The 21,735-nt window shown below is 52.0% G+C and carries 20 protein-coding genes; 4 read left to right on the top strand and 16 right to left on the bottom strand.

Translation table 11 applies throughout. The features are described 5' to 3' along the window. Positions 1 to 7 precede the first annotated feature (7 nt). The 10 genes from mdh to dnaE all read right to left on the bottom strand — a co-directional run bounded on the left by mdh (position 8) and on the right by dnaE (position 12,760). On the bottom strand, positions 8 to 943 hold the full coding sequence (gene mdh / locus EVJ29_RS02365) for a malate dehydrogenase (RefSeq protein ID WP_131504691.1): 936 nt from the start codon (positions 941 to 943) through the stop codon (positions 8 to 10). A gap of 40 nt (positions 944 to 983) precedes the next feature. Beyond that, a complete protein-coding gene (gene icd, locus EVJ29_RS02360) occupies positions 984 to 2,255 on the bottom strand; it encodes an NADP-dependent isocitrate dehydrogenase (protein ID WP_131490403.1) in 1,272 nt (423 codons plus the stop codon). Positions 2,256 to 2,369: 114 nt separating this feature from the next. Beyond that, positions 2,370 to 3,482, bottom strand: coding sequence for a citrate synthase (gene citZ / locus EVJ29_RS02355; protein WP_131490404.1), 1,113 nt, complete (start codon positions 3,480 to 3,482; stop codon positions 2,370 to 2,372). Positions 3,483 to 3,666: 184 nt separating this feature from the next. Further along, positions 3,667 to 4,131, bottom strand: a complete 465-nt coding sequence (locus EVJ29_RS02350; RefSeq protein WP_016508479.1) for a DUF441 domain-containing protein — start codon at positions 4,129 to 4,131, stop codon at positions 3,667 to 3,669. Between the two features lie 68 nt (positions 4,132 to 4,199). Next, positions 4,200 to 5,942, bottom strand: coding sequence for a pyruvate kinase (pyk, locus tag EVJ29_RS02345; RefSeq protein WP_070326936.1), 1,743 nt, complete (start codon positions 5,940 to 5,942; stop codon positions 4,200 to 4,202). Between the two features lie 95 nt (positions 5,943 to 6,037). Then, entirely contained in the window at positions 6,038 to 7,006 is a 969-nt protein-coding gene (gene pfkA, locus EVJ29_RS02340) for a 6-phosphofructokinase (RefSeq protein WP_083273929.1), read from the bottom strand. 160 nt (positions 7,007 to 7,166) lie between these two features. Beyond that, on the bottom strand, positions 7,167 to 8,102 hold the full coding sequence (accA, locus tag EVJ29_RS02335) for an acetyl-CoA carboxylase carboxyl transferase subunit alpha (protein WP_131443027.1): 936 nt from the start codon (positions 8,100 to 8,102) through the stop codon (positions 7,167 to 7,169). Next, the gene (gene accD / locus EVJ29_RS02330; RefSeq protein WP_070327893.1) at positions 8,095 to 8,949 is read right to left on the bottom strand and encodes an acetyl-CoA carboxylase, carboxyltransferase subunit beta; all 855 of its coding nucleotides are present in this window, start codon (positions 8,947 to 8,949) and stop codon (positions 8,095 to 8,097) included. The genes accA and accD overlap by 8 nt, the downstream gene beginning before the upstream one ends. Positions 8,950 to 8,963: 14 nt before the next feature. Continuing rightward, the gene (locus EVJ29_RS02325) at positions 8,964 to 9,464 is read right to left on the bottom strand and encodes a FadR/GntR family transcriptional regulator (protein ID WP_233589565.1); all 501 of its coding nucleotides are present in this window, start codon (positions 9,462 to 9,464) and stop codon (positions 8,964 to 8,966) included. 128 nt (positions 9,465 to 9,592) lie between these two features. Next, positions 9,593 to 12,760, bottom strand: a complete 3,168-nt coding sequence (dnaE, locus tag EVJ29_RS02320; protein ID WP_236633360.1) for a DNA polymerase III subunit alpha — start codon at positions 12,758 to 12,760, stop codon at positions 9,593 to 9,595. Positions 12,761 to 12,861: 101 nt separating this feature from the next. Here dnaE and EVJ29_RS02315 point away from each other — a divergent pair, with 101 nt between their 5' ends. Next, the gene (locus EVJ29_RS02315) at positions 12,862 to 13,053 is read left to right on the top strand and encodes a hypothetical protein (RefSeq protein ID WP_016508471.1); all 192 of its coding nucleotides are present in this window, start codon (positions 12,862 to 12,864) and stop codon (positions 13,051 to 13,053) included. Between the two features lie 16 nt (positions 13,054 to 13,069). On the opposite strand, the gene EVJ29_RS02310 is transcribed toward EVJ29_RS02315, so the two are convergent. Beyond that, entirely contained in the window at positions 13,070 to 14,035 is a 966-nt protein-coding gene (locus EVJ29_RS02310; protein ID WP_070326931.1) for a DHH family phosphoesterase, read from the bottom strand. 76 nt (positions 14,036 to 14,111) lie between these two features. Between EVJ29_RS02310 and EVJ29_RS02305 the strand changes: the two genes are divergently transcribed. Then, entirely contained in the window at positions 14,112 to 14,426 is a 315-nt protein-coding gene (locus tag EVJ29_RS02305; RefSeq protein WP_236633359.1) for a YtpI family protein, read from the top strand. A gap of 40 nt (positions 14,427 to 14,466) precedes the next feature. Here EVJ29_RS02305 and EVJ29_RS02300 read toward each other — a convergent pair whose 3' ends face one another. Further along, a complete protein-coding gene (locus EVJ29_RS02300) occupies positions 14,467 to 15,777 on the bottom strand; it encodes a DRTGG domain-containing protein (protein ID WP_070329497.1) in 1,311 nt (436 codons plus the stop codon). 161 nt (positions 15,778 to 15,938) lie between these two features. Here EVJ29_RS02300 and EVJ29_RS02295 point away from each other — a divergent pair, with 161 nt between their 5' ends. Next, positions 15,939 to 17,033 (top strand): M24 family metallopeptidase, encoded by a 1,095-nt coding sequence (locus EVJ29_RS02295; protein WP_071397827.1) that lies wholly within the window; start codon positions 15,939 to 15,941, stop codon positions 17,031 to 17,033. A 290-nt stretch (positions 17,034 to 17,323) separates the two neighbouring features. On the opposite strand, the gene EVJ29_RS02290 is transcribed toward EVJ29_RS02295, so the two are convergent. Together EVJ29_RS02290 and EVJ29_RS02285 are read right to left on the bottom strand one after the other, a co-directional pair. Beyond that, positions 17,324 to 18,046: a metallophosphoesterase family protein gene (locus EVJ29_RS02290; RefSeq protein ID WP_131490406.1), complete on the bottom strand. Its 723-nt coding sequence runs from the start codon at positions 18,044 to 18,046 to the stop codon at positions 17,324 to 17,326. A 12-nt stretch (positions 18,047 to 18,058) separates the two neighbouring features. Beyond that, the gene (locus tag EVJ29_RS02285) at positions 18,059 to 18,784 is read right to left on the bottom strand and encodes an SDR family oxidoreductase (protein WP_070329494.1); all 726 of its coding nucleotides are present in this window, start codon (positions 18,782 to 18,784) and stop codon (positions 18,059 to 18,061) included. Positions 18,785 to 18,967: 183 nt separating this feature from the next. Here EVJ29_RS02285 and EVJ29_RS02280 point away from each other — a divergent pair, with 183 nt between their 5' ends. Beyond that, positions 18,968 to 19,405, top strand: coding sequence for a universal stress protein (locus tag EVJ29_RS02280; RefSeq protein WP_016508455.1), 438 nt, complete (start codon positions 18,968 to 18,970; stop codon positions 19,403 to 19,405). A 49-nt stretch (positions 19,406 to 19,454) separates the two neighbouring features. On the opposite strand, the gene EVJ29_RS15655 is transcribed toward EVJ29_RS02280, so the two are convergent. Next, positions 19,455 to 20,045: a 3D domain-containing protein gene (locus EVJ29_RS15655; RefSeq protein ID WP_131463844.1), complete on the bottom strand. Its 591-nt coding sequence runs from the start codon at positions 20,043 to 20,045 to the stop codon at positions 19,455 to 19,457. A 450-nt stretch (positions 20,046 to 20,495) separates the two neighbouring features. Beyond that, positions 20,496 to 21,707 (bottom strand): acetate kinase, encoded by a 1,212-nt coding sequence (locus EVJ29_RS02270; protein ID WP_070329492.1) that lies wholly within the window; start codon positions 21,705 to 21,707, stop codon positions 20,496 to 20,498. Positions 21,708 to 21,735 lie beyond the last annotated feature (28 nt).

Here is a 21,735-nt window from a genome sequence, read left to right as displayed (position 1 = left end):
CTTGCTTTCAAGTTAGGACGTTCAAGACGGAACGGACCGAGTCAGCCGAGCGCTTGAACGCGGCTTGTTCTTCGTCCGTCAGGTCAAGTTCGAGCACACGCTCGATCCCGTTCGCACCGAGAACCGTCGGCACGCCAAGATAGAGGTCACGGAAGCCATACTCTCCATCAAGATACGTGATGGCCGGTAAAATGCGGCGTTGATCTTTTAAAATCGCTTCCACCATCTCGACGATGGCCGCGGCCGGCGCGTAGTACGCCGAACCGTTGCCAAGGAGTTGGACGATCTCACCGCCACCTTTACGCGTTCTCGCGACGATCGCGTCGATGCGTTCACTCGGCAACAACTTCTCGAGCGGGATGCCTCCTGCATACGAATAGCGGATGAGCGGCACCATGTCGTCGCCGTGACCGCCGAGGACGAACCCGGACACGTCTTTCACAGAGACGTTCAACTCCGAAGCGACGAACGTCCGGAACCGCGCCGTGTCGAGCACACCGGACTGGCCGATGACGCGCTCTTTCGGGAAGCCCGACTCTTTGAACACCGTATACGTCATCGCATCGACCGGGTTCGTCAAGACGATCAAGATCGCGTCAGGTGAATACTTGACAATCTCTTTCGTGACCGACCGCATGACGCTAGCGTTCGTCGTGACGAGGTCGTCCCGGCTCATGCCCGGCTTGCGGGCGATACCAGCCGTGATGACGACGATGTCCGAATCAGCCGTGTCGGCGTAATCCGACGTCCCGGTGATCAATGAATCAAATCCTTGAATCGGCGCCGTTTCTTGCATATCGAGCGCTTTTCCTTTCGTCGGGTTCTCAAACTCTGGCATGTCGAGAAGGACGACGTCTCCTAACTCTTTTTGAGCCAAGTATAGTGCCGTCGTGGCCCCCGTGAATCCGCTACCGATAACAGAAATCTTGTTGCGACGAATCATTGTGCTCTCCCCCTTGGTTTAGTCCAAACTTGAGTGCTACTTACATGTTTTTGATCAGTTCATCCGCAAACTCTGAACATTTCACTTCTGTCGCGCCGTCCATGAGACGGGCAAAGTCGTATGTGACGACTTTCGATGCGATTGTATTCTCCATCGAACGAACGATGAGGTCAGCCGCTTCGTTCCAGTTCATGTGACGGAGCATCATCTCACCTGACAAGATGACAGATGACGGGTTGACTTTGTCAAGACCGGCATACTTCGGTGCCGTACCGTGTGTCGCTTCGAAGATGGCATGTCCTGTCACGTAGTTGATGTTCGCACCTGGTGCGATCCCGATTCCGCCGACTTGAGCAGCGAGCGCGTCCGAGATGTAGTCACCGTTCAAGTTCATTGTCGCGACGACGTCGAACTCACGCGGACGAGTCAAGATTTGTTGGAGGAAGATATCAGCGATTGAATCTTTCACGATGATTTTGCCTTCCGCTTCCGCTTTCGATTGCGCTTCGTTCGCAGCAGCTTCGCCTGACTCTTCTTTGATGCGGTCATACTGGGCCCATGTGAACACTTTGTCGCCGTACTCTTCTTCTGCGAGTTCATACCCCCAGTTTTTGAAGGCGCCTTCTGTGAACTTCATGATGTTACCTTTATGGACGAGCGTGAGCGATTTACGGTTGTTCGCGATCGCGTATTCGAGAGATGCCCGAACGAGACGTTTTGTTCCTTCTGACGAGATCGGCTTGATGCCGATACCCGATGTTTCTGGGAAACGGATCTTGTTGACGTTCATCTCTTCTTTCAAGAACGTGATCAACTTCTTCACTTCGTCGCTGCCTGAAGCGTATTCGATCCCTGCATAAATATCTTCTGTGTTCTCACGGAAGATGACCATGTCTGTGTCTTCAGGACGTTTGACCGGTGACGGGACGCCAGTGAAGTAACGGACAGGACGCAAGCACGTGTACAAGTCAAGTTCTTGACGGAGCGCAACGTTGAGTGAACGGATTCCGCCGCCGACCGGTGTCGTGAGCGGTCCTTTGATGGCAATCAAATATTCACGGATCTCGTCGAGCGTCTCGTTAGGAAGCCACTCACCCGTTTGGTTGAACGCCTTCTCGCCAGCGAACACTTCTTTCCATTCGATCTTCTTCTCGCCGCCGTATGCTTTCTCGACAGCTGCATCAAAGACGCGGACTGAAGCGTTCCAGATGTCTGGGCCTGTTCCATCTCCGATGATGAATGGAATCGTTGGTACGTTTGGTACGTTGAGTGCACCGTTTTCTACTGTAATCTTTTGACCTTGTGTTGACATATGAATCCCCCTAAGTACATTTATGTAGGCCGACGCGAGCGCCGACCTACGTCATCTGTTAGTTTACCAAAGTTTATGTCTAAATTGTGACGTAATCTTCGAACGATGCGTCAATTAACGCTCGTTTACCGGTACGTATGAACGATTCGTTTCGCCTACGTACTCGGCACGCGGACGAATGAGACGGTTGTCGGCGTATTGCTCGAGGATGTGTGCGATCCAGCCTGACATCCGCGAGACCGCGAAGATCGGCGTGAACAGCTCTTCGTCAAGGCCGAGCGCATAGTACGTCGAAGCCGAGTAGAAGTCGACGTTCGGTTTGAGCCCTTTTTCAGTCTCGACGAGGTGATCGATCTTCTCAGACATCTCGTACCAATGTGGCTCATTGATTTGAGCCGTCAGTTGGCGACTCATCTCTTTCAAGTGTTTCGCACGCGGATCACCGTCCTTATAAACACGGTGACCGAAGCCCATGATCTTCTCACGGCGTTCGAACTTGCCGCGCACGTAGTCTTCGACTTTGTCGACCGAACCGATTTCGTGAAGCATCTTCATGACCGCCTCGTTGGCGCCACCGTGAAGTGGACCTTTGAGTGCGCCCATCGCTGCCGTCACACCAGAATACATATCTGAGAGCGTCGCTACGCAGACACGGGCTGTGAACGTCGAAGCGTTCAACTCATGGTCGGCGTGAAGAATGAGCGCCTTGTCGATCGTCGTCTCGGCGACTTCATTCGGCTCTTCCCCGTTCAACATATATAAGAAATTGGCTGCATACGACAAGCCTTGCTTCGGCGCAATCGGTTGCTTACCTTTCCGTAACCGCGCGAAAGCAGTCACGATCGTCGCGATTTGTGCTTGAAGACGAATCGCTTTACGCATGTTTGCCTCTTCGCTCATGTCTTCAGCCTCTTCATCGTACAACGCGAGTTGAGAGAGTGCCGTACGAATCGTGGCCATCGCGTTCGCAGACTTTGGTGCCCGCTCGAGTGTCGCGAGGACGTCTTCTGGCAACTTCGCTTCTTGAACGAGCGCTTCTGAGAGTTTCGTTAATTCATCTGCCTTCGGAAGGCGGTCGTTCCATAATAGAAAGACGACTTCTTCGAACGTGGCATGGTCTGCCAAGTCATCGATTGTGTATCCTCCATAAGTCAATTGTCCATCAATGATCGAACTGACTTTTGAGGCTGCCGCCACAATTCCTTCTAACCCTTTAGTTGTTGACATTAATAACTCCCCCTCAGTCTTTGAAAGTAGTCGACCGCATCATACAGTCTGTTTGCAGGGAATAAGGGTGGGGGTTCGATAAATCTCCCCAGCACGTATCGAGTTCGCGCCACCCTGTCCTCCGTCTAGTATAAACAATTTACTGAAAAAAAGAAATGTAAGCGTATCCAGTCGTAAAAAAATGTCAAACCCACTTCTCGATAAGGTTATATCCCCCTAAAATGAGCGCGGCAATCCCGGCACCAACGAGCGGACCGACCGGAACGCCTTTCATGAATCCGACCGCAAGAATGGTGCCTGCGAGCAAGGCCGTCGTCACGACCGGGTCGACACGCATCAGTTGCACGCCCTGGGCGGCGGCAAGGGCGACGAAGATACCGGACGAAAAGGCAATGATGCCGACCGGTCCTTTAATACTATTCCACAATTCTCTAAAACCTATGTCTCCGGTCGCGATCGGGACGAGGACGGCGATCGTGATGATCGTCACACCCCAATGGATCCCTTTTGCGGCGAGCGTCGGGAACAGCTGGTCACCGAAGCCGATTGCTTTAATGATTAAGAGTACACTGCTCGCGATTATGACCGATTGATTATGGGAAATCACGCCGATCAAGACGAGTAATAGCAGAAATAAATAAGCACCCATGATTCATCCCTCTTTCTGAATGGAAAAAGAACCGACCTCATGAGAAGGTCGGTTCGATTGTCATTCGATTACGCGTTATAAATTTTTCCAGTAAGTGGGTCGATCGAGATCATCTGTCCGTCACGGAACGTAGACGTTGCAGATTCAACACCGACGATGACCGGTTTACGGAGCGATGGTCCGACGATGCCGGCATGGCTCGTCAATCCACCGTCTTCTGTGATGATGCCGGCTGCTTTTTCGATCGCTGGCATCATTTCTTTATCAGTGAACGGTGCGACGAGGATCATGCCGTCTTTTGCTTTAGCGTTCGCTTCGTCCGCGTTGTTCGCAACGACGACTTCTCCGACGAGGCCGCGCTCACCGATGCCGCGTCCGTTTGCAAGAGCGTGTCCGACGATGTGAATTTTCATCATGTTCGTCGTACCAGAAGTCGCTGCCGGAATACCTGCTGAGATGACGACGAGGTCGCCGTCTGTGACGAGTCCAGCGTGACGAGCTGCTTCAGATGCTTGAACCAACATCTCATCCGTGTTGTTCGGCATCGTGTCAGCAACGATCGGGTATACGCCCCAAACGAGGTTCAACTGACGAGCGACGCGCTCTGATTCAGTCACCGCGATGATGTTTGCTTCCGGACGATATTTCGCTGTACGGGCAGCCGTGTAACCTGATTGTGTTGGTGTCAAGATCGCTTTCGCGTTCAAGTTGATTGCCGTATGGGCAACCGCTTGTGAGATCGCATCCGTTACCGTATGCTCACTGCGTTTTTGACGATCTTTGAGCAAGTTTTTGTAGTCGAGCATACGCTCTGTACGAACAGCGATCGCTGCTTGCATTTGAACTGACTCGATTGGGTAGTCCCCTGCAGCCGTCTCACCTGAGAGCATGACCGCATCCGTACCATCGAGGATGGCGTTGGCAACGTCAGACGCTTCCGCACGTGTCGGGCGCGGGTTGCGTTGCATCGAGTCAAGCATTTGTGTCGCTGTGATGACCGGCTTACCGAGGTCGTTACACTTCTTGATCAATTCTTTTTGTACTGGTGTGACTTCTTCAGTCGGGATCTCGATACCGAGGTCACCACGCGCAACCATCAAACCGTCAGAGATAGACAAGATTTCGTCGATGTTATCGACACCTTCTTGGTTTTCAATTTTCGGGTAAATCTTGATGTGCGACGCATCGTGCTTCTCGAGAAGTTGACGAATGGCGACGACGTCAGACGCACGACGTACGAATGAAGCCGCGATCACGTCGATATCTTGCGAGATACCGAACTCGATGTCCGCGATATCTTTGTCTGTTAAGGCAGGAAGGTTAACCTTGACGTTCGGCAAGTTCACACCTTTCTTCGTCTTGATGACGCCTTCGTTTTCGATGATGCAACGAAGATCGCGGTTCGGAAGTTTTTCGACGACACGGAGACCGATGAGTCCGTCATCGAGCATGATGCTAGAACCGACTTCGACGTCATCGAACAATCCTTCGTACGTGACCGAGAAACGGTCTTTCGTTCCGACGATTTCTTCTGTTGAGACGATTGTCACTTCTTTCCCTTTTTCAAGGAGTGCCTTTCCGTCTGCGAACGTATGCGTCCGAATTTCAGGACCTTTCGTATCGAGAAGGACAGTCACGATTTTGCCTGCGACGCGTGATGCTTCACGGATGTCGCGGATACGTGCTCCGTGCTCTTCGTAGTCACCGTGTGAGAAGTTAAGACGAGCCACGTTCATTCCAGCTTCAATCATTTCTGGGAGAAGCTTCTCTGAAGCTGGTCCGATCGTACATACAATTTTCGTTCTACGCATAAATAAAAACCTCCTAGGGGATGTATTACATTTACACACAGAAAACGGGGGGTCGATTGACCTGATCCCGTCTCTGTGGAGTTCACTGTCACTCGTTAAATCGAAAGTTGGTTCGACAGGTCGATCAACTTCATGTCAAGCGTATGCTTGTTATGGTCGAGCGCCTCGTCGATATCGAGGTCCATCATTTTACCGCCACGGATTCCAACGACCCGTCCAGCTTTGCCTTCTAACAGGATTTCAACGGCGTAAGCGCCCATCCGGCTAGCAAGCACGCGGTCGGCGGCAGTTGGTGAACCACCACGTTGGATATGTCCAAGGATCGTGACACGTGTTTCCGAGTTTGTCTGCTCAGCAATGAGTTTACCAATCTCTTCGGCACTGCCAGCTCCTTCAGCAACGACGACAATCGAATGTTTCTTGCCGCGGGCAACACCATGGTTGATCCGCTCCACAATCGCACTCAAGTCTTCAGGACGTTCTGGGACGAGAATCGACTCCGCTCCACCGGCAAGACCGGCGTAAAGAGCGATGTCACCCGCGTCGCGACCCATCACTTCAATGACATACGTACGTTCATGTGAAGAAGCCGTGTCACGAATCTTGTCGATCGCATCGAGCGCTGTGTTGAGCGCTGTGTCAAATCCGATCGTCGCGTCCGTTCCCGGAATATCATTGTCGATCGTACCAGGCAGCCCGATTGTCGGGAAACCAAGCTCCGTCAACTTCTGAGCTCCACGGTAAGAACCGTCTCCGCCTACGACAACAAGCGCATCGATGTTGAATTTCTTCAACTGTTTGACCGCTTTCGCCCGGCCTTCTTCAGTTCTAAACTCTGGGCAACGGGCAGAACGTAAGAACGTTCCTCCGCGTTGAATGATATCGCCGACTGAACCTAGGTTCAATTCAACGAGATCGCCTTCAATCAAACCTTGATAGCCGTTATACACACCGTACACTTCTAGACCTTCAAAAATTGCTTTTCGGGTCACTGCACGGACTGCAGCGTTCATTCCAGGGGCGTCTCCCCCACTTGTCAATACCGCAATTCGTCTTAAATTCACGTCACTCACCTCTTATGTGTTTTAACGAAATCTGAAATAAAAATACCATGTCTGACCTTTGTTTTACAACACAAGTATGTGAAAAAAATGCATGGGGTACCGTCGGAAGCAGTCATTTCGTGAGTGGTTTAACGTGAACCTCAAGCGGTTGTTACCGTTTTCACGAGCCAAATGTGCCAATTTGATGATATTTGGCAGCGCGCCCTTGCAGCAACTCATCGCGCGAGCGTTTCACCAACTCACTGACATGCTGTGTTAATACAGGCTTCAAGAGCGAAGACTGTAGTGACACATCGATGTGGGCTCCGCCAAACACTTCCGTCACAATCTCATCGACAATCCCTAAATCGAGCAAATCTTGTGCTGTAATCTTCATCGTTTCAGCGGCCCGTTCCGCCAGCTTAGCGTCTTTCCAAAGCAGTGCTGCCGCACCTTCTGGCGAGATGACCGAGTACGTGCTGTTCTCGAGCATGAGCAGCCGGTCGCAGACACCGATGCCGAGCGCTCCTCCAGAACCGCCCTCGCCGATGACGACAGAAACGATCGGGACTTTCAACGTCGCCATCTCAAACAAGTTGCGTGCGATTGCCTCGCTTTGTCCGCGTTCTTCGGCCGCCTTACCCGGGTAAGCACCTTTCGTGTCAATGAACGTGATGACCGGCCGGTTGAACTTCTCGGCCTGCTTCATGAACCGTAACGCTTTGCGATACCCTTCCGGATGAGGCATGCCAAAGTTTCGCAACATGTTCTCTTTCGTATTGCGGCCGCGTTGATGGCCGATGATTGTCACCGGGACACCGTCGAGCGTGGCAATCCCCGCGACGATCGCCGCATCATCATATCCATGTCGGTCGCCATGCAGTTCAATAAAATCTGGGAACAGCTGATCGATATAGTCGAGCGTCGTCGGCCGTTTCGGGTTCCGTGCCAATTGCACGCGATCCCACGGTTTCATATTCCCATAATTGTCTTTTTCTAATCGGTGGAGCTTCGTCTCGAGATGGCGGATCTCCCGGGATAGGTCGATCCCTTTCGTTTCCGCCATCTCGCGCAACTTCACGAGTTGTTCGTTCAATTCTTTCGTTGAGTCAAACATGATGTGCCCCCCCGTCATGTAAATCGATGATGTTCTTTAAGAACGAACGCATCTGTTCACGATGAACGACGGCATCGAGTTGACCAGCCTCTAGCAAGAACTCAGCAGTTTGGAAGTTGTCTGGTAATTTTTCACGAATCGTCTGTTCGATGATCCGCCGTCCGGCGAAGCCGATCAACGCACCCGGTTCGGCGACGTTCAAGTCACCGAGCATGGCAAAACTAGCCGAGACGCCACCTGTCGTCGGATGGGTCAAGTAGGCGATATACAGCAATCCGGCCTCGTCATGTTGCTTGAGCGCGATGGACGTATTCGCCATCTGCATGAGGCTGACCATCCCTTCTTGCATGCGCGCACCGCCTGAAGCGGTGAACAACACGACAGGTAATCGTTCCGCAGTCGCAGTCCGGACGGCTGAAGCGATCGCTTCCCCGACGTAAGCTCCCATTGACCCCATCCGGAAGCGCGCGTCCATGACACAGATGACGGCGTGACGGCCAGAGATCATTCCCCGGCCGCAGACAATCGCCTCTTCAATCCCAGTTCGTTCCCTGTCTTTTTTTAATTTTTCTTCATAATCTGGAAAACCGAGCGGATTTTCTTTCACGCGCGGTCCAGCAAATTTCACGAATGAGTTCTCATCAGTGAGCAATCGAATCCGCTCATCTGCACTGAGCGGGAAATGGTAGCCACAATCGCACACTTTATGGTGTTCGTTCAATTGTTTCGTGTAATGCATATATTTACAGGATGGACATTTCGTCATCAATCCTTGTGGTGCGTCAATTTTCGGTTCTCGTTGACGCAACGGCATGTATCGTTTTGGTTTCTTGAAAAAAGCAGTCATCGCTTCCCCCTCGTTCATTCCGGCATCCTCACCTTGCGCCACATCTCCAATAATTGTGTTCGTTCTTCGATCGTATACAGTTCACCTGCGTCCGTCCCGTCATAAAATCGGTTCACTTCACTCCAAATTCGAATGAAGAGCTCGTTGTCTAGGCCTAGAATCAGCTGTTGACGGAACTCGCGATCATTCGCTAAGTTCGCTTCGAGCAGCTTGACCCGCTCCGGTGTCGGCTCGACTTCAGAGAACGCAAGGCGCTCAAGCAACCGCAACATGTCGACGATGTCGGACGCTTTCGTCTGTTTCGTGACGATAAACTCAGACAAGATCTCGATGTAGCGGTGCCGATCTTGCTCGCACAAAAACGTCCCGCCCCCGTGACGCGTCTCCACGATCCCAAGAAAGCTGAGGGCCCGAAGCGCCTCTCGGACCGAAGCGCGGCTGATTGAAAGCGTCTCGGCCAGTTCACGTTCGGATGGAAGACGGTCGCCCGGCGCGAGCGATGCCTGAACGATCAACGATCTAATTTTAGAAATGTTTTCGTGAAATGAGGATGCGTATTTTCCATGCATCTGACCGTTCAACTCCTTTTCGGATGGCATTCTCTTTAAAGTGGTCAGACCAATCAAACAGATTATACCACTTTTTATGACTTGGTACTAGTTCCCGCGCCGGACGTTTTTGAATCGACCCGCTTCAAGACGACGTCCGCTTCCCCGAACCGGCTCTTCAAAGCGGTCATGAAGGATTCCGTTGGATTGACCGAGTAAGCAGACGCCAATTGCTTCACCTCTTTTGAGTCGGAGAAGCGACAAATCACCGGGACGTCCCCACTTGCTGTATGAAGGAGTTCTTCGAGCTCGGCGAACGATTCACGGCGAAGCCGGACGAACAACGCTTGACCATTTAATGGCCGCACCCGCTCCACGACGAGTTGATTCCGCCCGTCCCGCTCGTTTGGATGAACCTCGAGCAACAGGACGTTCCCGACATAGAGCGAGCGTGCATAGTTTGCGAACACGCGTGGGAAGATGACGACCTCATCTTGCGAGACCCCGTCATCGACCATGGCAACACCCATCTCCTCGTTTTTCTTCGTCTTGAACGTCCGGATCGCATCGACGTAGACGACGATGAATCCTCTGTCGCCGCGCAACACTTCCTCGATCGTGGCCGTGTCCACTTGAAGGGGTGCCACCGTTGTCAAAGGTGAGTGGACGATCCACGTCCCGAGCGCCTCGCGTTCTTCTTCCGACCAATTCGGTTCCGGCGTCTCGGTCCGTTTCAAACCGAGGGCCGACAGTTCATCCGGGAGCAGATGTGTCCCCGCCTCTTCCCGCAAGCGTTCCACGGCCCGGAAAGCCCGGCTCCGCTCTCCGTGGTACATGCGGTCTAACGCCCCGGAACCGAGCAGACGGCGCAATTTCAACTGATCTTTCGTTCCCCAGTCCATCAGCTCCCCGAGTCGTTTCACATCGGTGAACTGATCGTGATGCTCAACCAATCGTTCTACGTCCCGCTTCGTCAATCCTTGAATCGCCTTGAGGCCGAGACGGACTCCCGGACCTTCTAGAGACGCTCCCGCTTTCCCGTGCAAGACGTCAGGAGGATAGACGGGGATTTTCCCTTTCCTTAGCATACGTACGAGTTGATTCGTCTTATCGTACGTCACGAGATAAAAAATGCGTTCAAAGTGTGCTTTCACATACGCCAATCGATAACTGATCAAACTATAGGCGACGGCGTGCGACCGGTTGAACCCGTAGCCCGCGAATTTTTCAATCCATGAGAACACTTGTCGCATCGAATCCGTGTCGTACTCCGCCGTCTTCTCCAAAAAACGGGTTTTCTCGACCTCGATGGCGGCCATATCCTTTTTAGCGATGGCTCGACGAATCAAATCGGCCTCGGCGTATGAATATCCGGCGAGTTCGCGCAATAACTTCATGACTTGTTCTTGGTAGACGAGCACGCCTTTAGTCGTCTCCATCACTTCGCCAACGATCGGATGGACCGGCTTGTACGGCATCCCGTGCTTGCGTTTGGCATACGTCTCGATGAACTGCATCGGTCCAGGGCGATAAAGCGACATCGTGACGACGATATCTTCAAACTCGGTCGGTTTCACTTGCCGCAGCGCCTGCTTCATCCCGTCCGACTCAAACTGAAAGACGCCGTCTGTATCGCCTCGTGCGAGAACACGTAACGTCCGATTGTCATCGAGCGGGATCGATTTCAGCGAGAATAGTGAATCGGTGTCACGAATCAACATCTCCATCTCGCGCAATCGTGTCAAGTTCCGGAGACCGAGCAAATCGATTTTTAGCAGTCCTAGCGCCTCGAGATCCTTCATATTATATTGTGTCACTTGGCCCCCGTCCGTCGGTTGCAGCGGCGTTACCGTGTCAAGCGGATCTCGGCTCAAGACGATCCCGGCCGCATGGATCGACGCTTGCCTCGGCAACCCTTCCAATTGAGACGCGATCGTCAACAGGTGCGACCGTTTTTGACTTCCGGCAAACCACTTCATTTTAGTCGGATTGTTCGTAATGCCCGCGATCCCGTCGTCCTTGACTTGTTTACTGGCAGCCTGGCCTTCTTCAAGCGTCATCCCGAGAGCGCGGGCCACGTCACGCAGCGCCGCCTTCGCACCGAACGTCGCTAACGTACCGATTTGAGCGGCGTGATGCAGCCCATACTTGTCAAGCACGTACTGGACGACCTCGTCTCTCCGTTCGTCTTCGAAGTCTAAATCAATATCTGGCATACTGATCCGTTCCGGGTTCAAGAAACGTTCAAACAGCAAATCGAAGCGAACAGGATCGACTTCTGTAATATGAAGCGCGAAACTGACGAGCGACCCGGCCGCTGAACCACGACCTGGACCGACTTCGATGCCCTGCTCCCTGGCGAAGCGAACGATGTCCTCGACAATCAAAAAGTATGAGGCGAACCCCGTACCGGCGATGACGTCAAGCTCGTACCGGGCCCGCTCGATATACGTGTCGGTGAGCAAATCAAGTGCTTTCAATCGCTCCGCGACGAGACGTTTGAGTCGATCGACGGCATCAGGCAGTTCCGGGATCGCGGCAGTCGCGGCCGGAATCTGCGTTACCGACGTAAGTTGTTCGAATCGCGCGAGTTCCTCGAGCTCCAAGGGTTCGAACCAGTCGTTCATCTCGCTCGGAAGCCGCACATACTTGCCTTTTTGATGAACGTCCTCTTGGGAGATGACCTCGCCTTCCCCGATTGCGACGATGGCACGATACGCTTCAAAATCTTCTGGTCGCATATAGCATGTCTCTGGCGTCGGCACTAAACGAACACCGAGTTCTTCGCGCATCCCCCGAAGCTGTTTGACGATGAGCGTCTGTTCGGTCGTCTGCGGAGCAGGCAACCCGAGCCATAACCGTTCTTCTGCCACAAAGCCGAGTATACGGTTAAACAAACGACGTCGGTGGACCGGGTCACTCGTTTTCCAATTCTCAGGTAAGATGACGACCGATAAATCCGTCGGTTCGGTCAATCCGCCTGCCTCGACGATGCGATACAGCTTTGGAATATCTAGGTCGGTCATCGCATACACGAGCACGGCCAACTCGAGCCCATCGACATGAAGGCTCGTCCGTAGACCGATGACCGGCTTGACAGCATAGCGTTCGCATAGTCTCACAAATTGAGGAACGCCATAAAACGCGTCATCTGCGACCGCGACCGACTTACTCCCCCGCTCCGCCATCGAGGCGACATATTGCTCTAAGCGAATCGTGCTATGCATCAAGCTAAACGCTGATCTTACATTTAAATGGAGCACAAGCGCCCCCCTCTCTTTTTTCTTAATTGTCAAACTCATCTCGATGCTTCTCTGATACAATAATTATAGACAAAACGAATGATAAAAGGGGGTAAAAGCGTATGATTATTAATCGGGGTAAAATCGCGCGCGACAAGTTAGAACTTTTACAGAACGGACAGACCGTATTTGCCGACAGTCCTGAAATTATCGAACGGCTGCGCAAATACATTACCGAGTACCAACTTGACGTCGTCGAAGACGTCACCGATCGCGGCACGTGGTTCATTCCACAAGACGACGATACAAAATGAAGAGAGCTGACCGCGGTCAGCTCTCTTCATTTTCAAATTCGAACGGTGCGGCCACTTCTTCTAGTGCGGCAATCACATCGTCCATTTCTTCCCACGTGTCAATTGTCGCACCGGCTGCCATCGGATGCCCGCCGCCACGGTAACGTTTGGCGACTTCATTGATGACCGGGCCTTTCGAGCGGATACGGACACGAATCTCATCTTTGTTCTCGACGAACATGACCCAACATTTCAACCCCTCCAGTCCAGAGAAGCTGTTGACGAGCAACGACGCCGCTTCTGGCGTCGCATGAAACGTCCGGAGCACGTCGGCGTCGATTTTGACATATCCGACGCCCGCCTCTGTCACTTGAACGTTTTGCAGGACGTAACCTTGCAGTTGGAGTGTCGCCAAGTTCGTCTTATACATTTGGCGGTACAAGCGGTTCGTGTCGATGCCGTAACTGATCAAGTCAGCAGCGATCTCAAACGTGTGCGGCGTCGCGTTCCGGAACTGGAAGCGTCCCGTATCACCGACGATGCCCGCGAAAAGTAAGAACGCCGACTGCTCATCGATAGCCAAGCCCCATATCCGAGCGAGCTCGGCCACAATCTCCGACGTCGAACTGACCGTCGTATCGACGATCTGATGTGTCGCATACTCGTCTTCGTCAGGATGGTGGTCGATCTTGACGACAGTCTTCCCTTTCAAGGCGTATGGTCCATCGATTCGTTCGTGGTTCGCTGTATCAAGCACGAGGACGAGCGCCTCGTCATACATCTCCGGCTCCACGTGTTGCATCTTCCCTAAAAATTCGAGGTCGCGGGCAATCCCGCCGACGACGTAAACGTGTTTATCCGGGTAAGCCCGCTCGATGATCCGCTTTAAGCCGAGTTGACTTCCGAGCGCATCCGGATCGGGACGGACGTGTCGATGGATCATAATCGTGTCCGCCGCCTCGATTAACTTCAATATCGTTGTTGCTTCAGGCCAATGTGCCATGGTCGTTCCTCGCTTTCTTGATGTCCATTCTATGGTATGATGATAACAGATTATACGTTTGAAAGGGGTTTCTCACTTGAGTCAATTAATCATGATCGGACTCATCTTGTTCTCACTCGGTGCGTATTTGGTCTATAAACGTCGGGCCTTCTTGACGAAGACGCCGTACCGAAAAGCGTTGTTCAACACGCAAGCGCTCATCTGGCTCAGCTTGTTTTTGGCGCTGTTCGCCATCAACCAGATGCTCGGCGGCCTCGGCCTCAATTCGACCATCGGCTGGATTGTCAGCATCGTCATGCTCGTCCTCGGGCTTGGCAACGCAATCGTCGGGATCATTCGCTATCGCAAGATTTTCCCGAAGGCGTCTGAAGAACCAATCAACCAATCTTAATATGTAAAACGAGCTGATGACATCATCAGCTCGTTTTTCTTTACCGGTCGATCAGTTGCGCTGTGACGAGCGCTTTGGCGACGAGTTGTGTCCCTTGTGTCATCTCGACGTCGACTTTCCCGAACTTTCGTCCGAGGTCGAACACGTTCGCCGAGACGCGGATTTGGCTCTCGATTTGAATCGGTTTCATGAAGTAGACCGTGATATTCTCGACGACAAGGTCGCCTTTTTTCATATGCCGCAAACTCCGGGTCGCCCCTTCGACTAGAAGCGTCGTCAAGACTCCGGACGACGCCGTCCCCATGTGGCTCGTCATTTGAGGTGCCACTTCGACCGTGAACGCCGTCCCGTTCGAAGTCGGATCCTCTTTCAACTGATTGGTGATCATATTATCAAACGTCTCACCGACTTGTGGTTGCCGGTTCGCGAGCTGAAGCGCCTTTAGGACGTCTTGACGGCTGATGATGCCGAGCAGGCGACCGTAGTTGTCGACGACCGGCAACATCTCGATCCCTTCCCATACCATCTGGTGGGCCGCATTCGTGACACTTGTCTGAACGCCGGCCGTGATCGGGCTTTTCGTCATCACTTTTTCGATTTCTGTATCGTGTGGCCGATCGATGAGATCTTTGGCGGTGATGACGCCGACGACTTTCATCTGGTCGTCGATGACCGGGTAACGATTGTGCTTCGTCCGTTCATTGAGTTCGTGCCAACGTTTGACCGTATCGTCCACTTTTAAATAAAACGTATCGTGTAACGGAATGACGATATCCGAGACGAGCAGAATTTCCTTTTTGATCAAACGGTCATAGATGGCGCGGTTGATCATCGTCGCCACGGTAAAGCTGTCATAGGAAGTCGAGATGACGGGCATGTTGTACTTATCCGCCATCCGTTTCACTTCGTCGGTCGTATCGAATCCACCGGTGATCAGTACGGCCCCGCCTGATTGCAAGACGAGTTCATGCGCTTTCTCCCGGTTCCCGATGATGACGAGCGAGTCGACGTCGATATATCGCATCATCGCTTCGAGCTTCATCGCCCCGATGACGAACTTAGATAGCGTTTTATGCAGGCCGTCGCGTCCGCCGAGCACTTGACCATCAACGATGTTGACGACTTCGGCAAATGTCAGTTTTTCAATGTTCTCTTTATGTTTGCGCTTGATGCGGATCGTGCCGACCCGTTCGATCGTTGACACGAACCCCAAGTTCTCCGCTTCTTTGATGGCCCGATAAGCCGTCCCCTCTGATACCGCAAGTTCTTTGGCGATTTGGCGAACGGAGATTTTAGACCCGACATCGAGCGACTCGATATGTGCTATGATCTGTTCATGTTTTGTTGTCATGTCACGAGTCCCTTTCCTCAATACATTTTCTGTCATCCTCAGTATACTGTATCAGTGAACCTTGTTCAAACTGTACTACTGAAAATGCAACATTTCCTTTCCATTTTGGAAAACGCTATAATGAACGAGAAAGCCACTGAACAAGAAGGAAGGGAATCGAGTTGAATCAACGAACCAACCACATTGCACAATCTTTGGCCACGAAAGGGCTAGACGCCGCGTTTGTCACGTCAAAAGCGTCCGTCTTCTATTTTTCAGGAGTATACGCCGAGGCCCATGAACGTTTGATCGCTATCCTAGTACTGAAGAACGGGACAACGGCGCTCGTCTGTCCGGCCCTTGAAAAAGGAATCGTCGAAGCGAGCGACTGGAACGGTGAGATCGTGACGTACATGGACCACGAAAATCCGTGGGACAAAGTCGTCAAACTGTTTCTCGACCAACAAATCATTCCGGAACGAATCGGGATTGAAGGCGAGCATTTACCATATAACCGCGTCGAACAACTGCGTGCCGGATTTGCCGGACTGTCGATCATTGATTTGACGGAAGAATTACAAGCGCTCCGAATGATCAAGTCGACAGATGAGATCCGGGTCATGAAACGCGCGGCCGAACTTGCCGACATGGCAATCGAAGCCGGCATCCGCGCGTTGCGTGAAGGGGTGACCGAACTTGAAGTCATCGCCGAGATCGAATACGCCATGAAACGGCAAGGTGTCCGTGAAATGTCATTTGACACACTCGTCTTGTTCGGTGAAAATAGCGCCGATCCGCATGGTGTTCCTGGCAACAACCGACTCAAAAAAGGTGACTTCGCCTTATTCGATCTCGGTGTCGTCTGGCAAGGCTACTGTTCAGACATCACCCGCACCGTCGTCTACGGTGAGGCGAGCACAAAACAACGGGAAATCTACGAGACCGTGCTCCGGGCCGAAGAAGCCGCCATCGAGATGGCGAACGTCGGGACGACGCTCGGCTCGATCGATATCGCCGCCCGCCAAGTCATCACGACGGCCGGATACGGGGAATACTTCACCCATCGCGTCGGTCACGGTATCGGCATCGAGGTCCACGAGTTCCCATCGATGGCAGCCAACAACGATATGACGGCCCAGGTCGGCATGACGTTCACGGTCGAGCCAGGCATTTATCTCCCTGGTGTCGGCGGCGTCCGCATCGAGGATGACATCGTGATGACCGAAAGCGGACCAATCTTGTTGACGAGCTTCCCGAAGACGTTACAAGAAATTTAAAAGAGGTTGACTAACACAATCAAATTCGCTCGTCCTTCCGGTGCCCACGCTTTCCGCAGGCAATCCCTGAGCCTTAGTACCATCGGACGAGCAAAGCAAACGGTCGCTCTCGGGCGGCCGTTTCACGTTCTACCGCGGACGAGAACGACCGTTACATAGCATTTCTTCAATTTCATGTCGGGCAGAGCGCCTCAAGGTCTTCGGACATGATAAAAGACGAATGAGATTGCTTTTAGCGACCTCGTTCGTCAACAACTTGAGGTTGAAGGCATATGTCTTCAACCTCTTTTTCAATAGAACAGGCGCCACATCACTTCGCGCTGTGGCACTTCGTCACGCTCCATCTTGTTCATGAAAGACGGTTTATCGTACGGGATCGTCTTAGCACTGACACGCAGTCCCGCCTCATCCCACTGCAGCACCCCGTAGCGGGCCAAATCGTCTTTGGCGACGCCGAGCGCCCCTGGATTGAAATACCGTTTGCGCTCATCTTGAAACGCGTGGACCGGGTGATGGTGGCCGAAACAAACGACGTCCGCCGCGTAATCACCAAATAAGCGTTGCATGTTCGGAAGCGTCGCTTCGACGATGTCATGAAACGGCTCGTCGACGATCGATGCCTCACGCTTTTCAGTCGGGATGTGGTAATGAATGCCGTATATATGCTTCCTGCCTATCGTTTGCTCGATTGTACGAGGCAATTTCATAAGCGCATCGGCGTAGTCAGGGCGCAACGTTCGCGCGACCCATTCGTGATGAGGCCGCGTATGGGCATAACTTTCGGGATGTCCCGTTCCCGCGAGCAGTGAGAGGACGGCTTCATCGTGGTTTCCCGTGATCATCTTGACACCTCGGTCGAGGAGTCGCGCCATCACTTCGTTCGAATCTGGTCCCATCGCGATCATATCGCCGAGACTCCAGATGTCATCGATCCCTTGACCGTCCAACTCGTTCAATACCGCGTCTAACGCTTGGACGTTCCCGTGAATGTCCGTCAAAATGGCCAACTTCATATGAAGCACTCCTTACTTTCGATATTGGTGGACGACGTTGACGCCTCCGGTCACATCGATGACCGCCCCGGTGACCATGTCCGAGTCCCGCGCGAGCAAGAACATGATCATTCGCGCGATGTCTTCGCCGGTCCCATGCCGACCGACCGGTGTTTGATTATCCGGTTCAGCGGATTCGATCCGCATCTCTTTCTGCGCACCGACGATGTTACCCGGATTGATCATGTTCGCCGTGATACCGTGCACCGCTTCCTCGAGCGCGACCGTCTTCGTCAAACTGACGAGACCGGTCTTCGCGGCAGCAAAGGCGGACCGGTGCAACCAGCCCGGTGCCGTCGCACTCTCAGGGAAGCCGTACGTGATGATACGACCGAACTGTTTCGCCCGCATATCCGGAATCGCCCGACGCATCAGCCAAAACGAGGCGGACAAGTTCCCGGTGATCACTTCCTCCCACTCCTCGTCCGTCAAATCAACGAGACATTTTCGTTCGAAAATATATGGACCCGCGTTCAAAATCAAAGCGTCCGGCTTACCGAACTTGCTCACCGCCTCGTCATAACCGGCCGTCACCGCTTCTCGGTCCGTCAACGGTGTCTCGATCATATGTAGCCGTTCGTGCTCCCAATCAATCGGTTTTCGTTGAAGCACGCTGACATACCAGCCTTCCTCCAACAGTCGTTCCGTTACAACCCGGCCGATCCCTTTCGCACCAGCCGTGATGACTACGTGTTTCATCGTCATCCCTCCTCTGTATCATCTTACCCGTTCCATCTATTGATTTCCAAACTTCGACCTGTTCCGTAAGAAAGTTGTGAAAATTTCACACATTCTCAAAAGAAGCGGGCGTGAATTTCGAGTGAAGTGGTATACTATATATGTAAGCCGCACGTACATTTCAAGCGAAAGGTTGGGATTTACATGGCAATTGTCTACAAACATATCCTTTCTGCCGTCGACGGCTCGAAAGAGGCGGAACGCGCATTCGAAACAGCAATCGACGTCGCACTTCGAAACGACGGAAAACTGTATATCGGTCACGTGATCGATACACGGACGTTCGCAACGGTCGAAGCATACGATCGGACGATTACCGAACGTGCAGAAACTTATGCGAAAGAACTGCTCGACGACTATGTCAATCGGGCCAAAGAACGTGGTGTCAAAGAAGTCGAAACGGTCATCGAATACGGTTCGCCTAAAGTGACGATTGCGAAAAAAATCGCACCGAATCACGAAATTGACCTTATCATCTGTGGAGCGACCGGCTTGAATGCGGTCGAACGCTTCTTTATCGGTAGCGTATCCGAGAGCATCGTCCGGTACTCGAAGTGCGACGTCTTGATCGTTCGTCAATAATTTCATTAAAAAAGAGTCATCGCGTTTGCGATGACTCTTTCTTATTGGCTTATAAGACTTTGACCGTGACCGTCTTGCGACCGAAGTTGATGGCCGCACTTTGCGAGTACATGAGAATGTCGATCTTATGTCCTTTGATAGAGCCGCCTGTATCAGCCGCCGTGTACGTACCCATCAACTTACCACCGACATACACTTGTACTTTAGAACCGAGCGGGATGACGCGCGGGTCGACAGCGACGACGTTATGTTTTTGTGTACGAACGTTCCATCCGAGTGCCGTCTTACCTGAACACCCTTTGCAGTATGGTGTGTAGGCAGAAGCGTTCATCGTATACGATTTCACGCTCGCTTTCGCAACCGGTTTAACGGTGCGTAAGTATTTGGTTGCGATCCAACCGGCCTTGCCTTTATAGTTGACGCGAATCCAAGCCCCTTTTGTACCAGTGCGCTGGAGTTGTTGTCCTTTATTGATTTTTCCAAGTACCTTACCATTAATCGTAGCCGCTGAGCGAACGTTCAATCCGTTCACTTGGCTTTTTACATAAATTTTAGAAGACGCCTCTACTGGTTGTTGCGGTAAAAGCATGGCGAATGTCATGACCGTCAGTAATAAGACCGTTCCAATTTTTTTAAACATGAGGTTCGTCCTTTCCTAGTCGGTTTGTTTTGTCGTTTTTCATAGTTGTCAGTTCTTGGTGATTGTTACGTTCAAACATAAACACGATGCGTCAAGACGAGTAATGTTTCGTCCAGATAACTATATGACGAAACAACCGGACGTGCGTTTACAACTAAAATTCATTTGAATGACACTAAAATTACAGGAGTGTTACAAAAACGGACTATTTTAACGACGGATGACAACTTTACAGATATACGACCTTTTGTGTCATATTAAATTCCAATTATTGGTTTCAATATGACTCAAACGTTACAAACGTATCGTTTTCCGACTCTTTTTATTACAGTGCGCGTCTCCCGGATAATCCTTTAGACATAATTTTCCCGGATGAACTATGACAAAAGAACTAAAAAAAGTCGCGCTGTTCGGATGAACAGCGCGACTAGAGAGGTTAAATTGTGTGGATTAAGCGTGTGTTTCTAAAAGGTTTGCGATCCGAACTGTATCGCGGGCGATGACCAATTCTTCATTCGTCGGAATGATGATGACTTTGACCGGCGAATGCGGATAGTTGATGAACAACTCTTTGCCGCGCGCTCCGTTGTTGAGTGATGGATCCCAGTAGACGCCCATGAATTCAAGCCCACGCAGGATACGCTCACGAATGACGTCAGAGTTTTCACCGACACCCGCCGTGAAGATGATGGCATCGACGCCGTTCATCTCAGCAGCGTACTGACCGATGTAACCGTGAATCCGGTTCGAGAAGATTTTAAGTGACACTTCAGCCCGGTGGTTACCTTCTGCTGCAGCTTGTTCGATGTCACGTAAGTCACTTGAAATACCCGAGAGACCGTAAACGCCTGATTCTTTGTTCATGACGTTCAATACGTCTTCAGCCGACTTGCCCGTTTTTTGCATAAGGAACGGGATTAGGGCCGGATCGAGTGATCCTGAGCGCGTTCCCATCGTGATTCCTTCAAGTGGCGTGAAGCCCATCGTCGTATCGATTGAACGACCGCCGGCAACCGCCGCGATTGACGCCCCACTGCCGAGATGGCATGAGATCAAGCGCAAATCTTCGAGCGGACGACCGAGTAGCTCAGAAGCACGTTGCGTGACATATTTGTGGCTCGTCCCGTGGAAACCATATTTCCGTACACCGTGTTCCGTGTAGTACTCGTACGGGAGGCTGTACAGGAAGTTTTCTTCCGGCATCGATTGGTGGAAAGCCGTATCAAACACGGCGACTTGCGGCACGTTCGGCAAAATCGTTTGGAACGCACGAATCCCAGTCAAGTTAGGTGGGATGTGAAGCGGTCCGAGTTCGACGAACGATTCGATGTTCTTCATCACTTCCTCGTCGATCACGACTGAATCCGCGTAAAGTTCTTTCCCGTGAAGAACACGGTGCCCGACACCCGAAATTTCATCGAACGAAGCCATGATTCCAAGGTCAATCAATTTTTCGAGCGCAAGCTCGACCGCTTCTTTATGTGTGTGAAGCGGTGTGACGACGTTGAACTTTTGCCCTTCGCCGTATTTAATAGTAAAGATCGCATCGTCTTTTCCAACGCGCTCGACGAGACCAAGCGCGAGCATGTTCTCAGATGGCATCTCGAGAAGTTGGAACTTCAGTGACGAACTACCTGCGTTGACTGCCATAATTTTTGTCATGTCATACACCTCTTACCTTTCGATTTAA

The organism is Exiguobacterium sp. SH4S7, assembly GCF_004336795.1.
GTDB lineage: Bacteria > Bacillota > Bacilli > Exiguobacteriales > Exiguobacteriaceae > Exiguobacterium > Exiguobacterium aurantiacum_A.
This window is presented reverse-complemented; position numbering and strand designations above follow the sequence as displayed.

What these genes read in the sequence shown, in the direction of transcription:
- EVJ29_RS02315 (WP_016508471.1), top strand. Translation starts at nt 12,862, where the DNA reads ATGATTATTAATCGGGGTAAAATCGCGCGCGACAAGTTAGAACTTTTA.
- EVJ29_RS02350 (WP_016508479.1), bottom strand. Translation starts at nt 4,131, where the DNA reads ATGGGTGCTTATTTATTTCTGCTATTACTCGTCTTGATCGGCGTGATT.
- mdh (WP_131504691.1), bottom strand. Translation starts at nt 943, where the DNA reads ATGATTCGTCGCAACAAGATTTCTGTTATCGGTAGCGGATTCACGGGG.
- pyk (WP_070326936.1), bottom strand. Translation starts at nt 5,942, where the DNA reads ATGCGTAGAACGAAAATTGTATGTACGATCGGACCAGCTTCAGAGAAG.
- EVJ29_RS02290 (WP_131490406.1), bottom strand. Translation starts at nt 18,046, where the DNA reads ATGAAGTTGGCCATTTTGACGGACATTCACGGGAACGTCCAAGCGTTA.
- accD (WP_070327893.1), bottom strand. Translation starts at nt 8,949, where the DNA reads ATGACTGCTTTTTTCAAGAAACCAAAACGATACATGCCGTTGCGTCAA.
- EVJ29_RS02285 (WP_070329494.1), bottom strand. Translation starts at nt 18,784, where the DNA reads ATGAAACACGTAGTCATCACGGCTGGTGCGAAAGGGATCGGCCGGGTT.
- EVJ29_RS15655 (WP_131463844.1), bottom strand. Translation starts at nt 20,045, where the DNA reads ATGTTTAAAAAAATTGGAACGGTCTTATTACTGACGGTCATGACATTC.
- EVJ29_RS02280 (WP_016508455.1), top strand. Translation starts at nt 18,968, where the DNA reads ATGGCAATTGTCTACAAACATATCCTTTCTGCCGTCGACGGCTCGAAA.
- accA (WP_131443027.1), bottom strand. Translation starts at nt 8,102, where the DNA reads ATGTTTGACTCAACGAAAGAATTGAACGAACAACTCGTGAAGTTGCGC.
- EVJ29_RS02310 (WP_070326931.1), bottom strand. Translation starts at nt 14,035, where the DNA reads ATGGCACATTGGCCTGAAGCAACAACGATATTGAAGTTAATCGAGGCG.
- icd (WP_131490403.1), bottom strand. Translation starts at nt 2,255, where the DNA reads ATGTCAACACAAGGTCAAAAGATTACAGTAGAAAACGGTGCACTCAAC.
- citZ (WP_131490404.1), bottom strand. Translation starts at nt 3,482, where the DNA reads ATGTCAACAACTAAAGGGTTAGAAGGAATTGTGGCGGCAGCCTCAAAA.
- EVJ29_RS02300 (WP_070329497.1), bottom strand. Translation starts at nt 15,777, where the DNA reads ATGACAACAAAACATGAACAGATCATAGCACATATCGAGTCGCTCGAT.
- EVJ29_RS02270 (WP_070329492.1), bottom strand. Translation starts at nt 21,707, where the DNA reads ATGACAAAAATTATGGCAGTCAACGCAGGTAGTTCGTCACTGAAGTTC.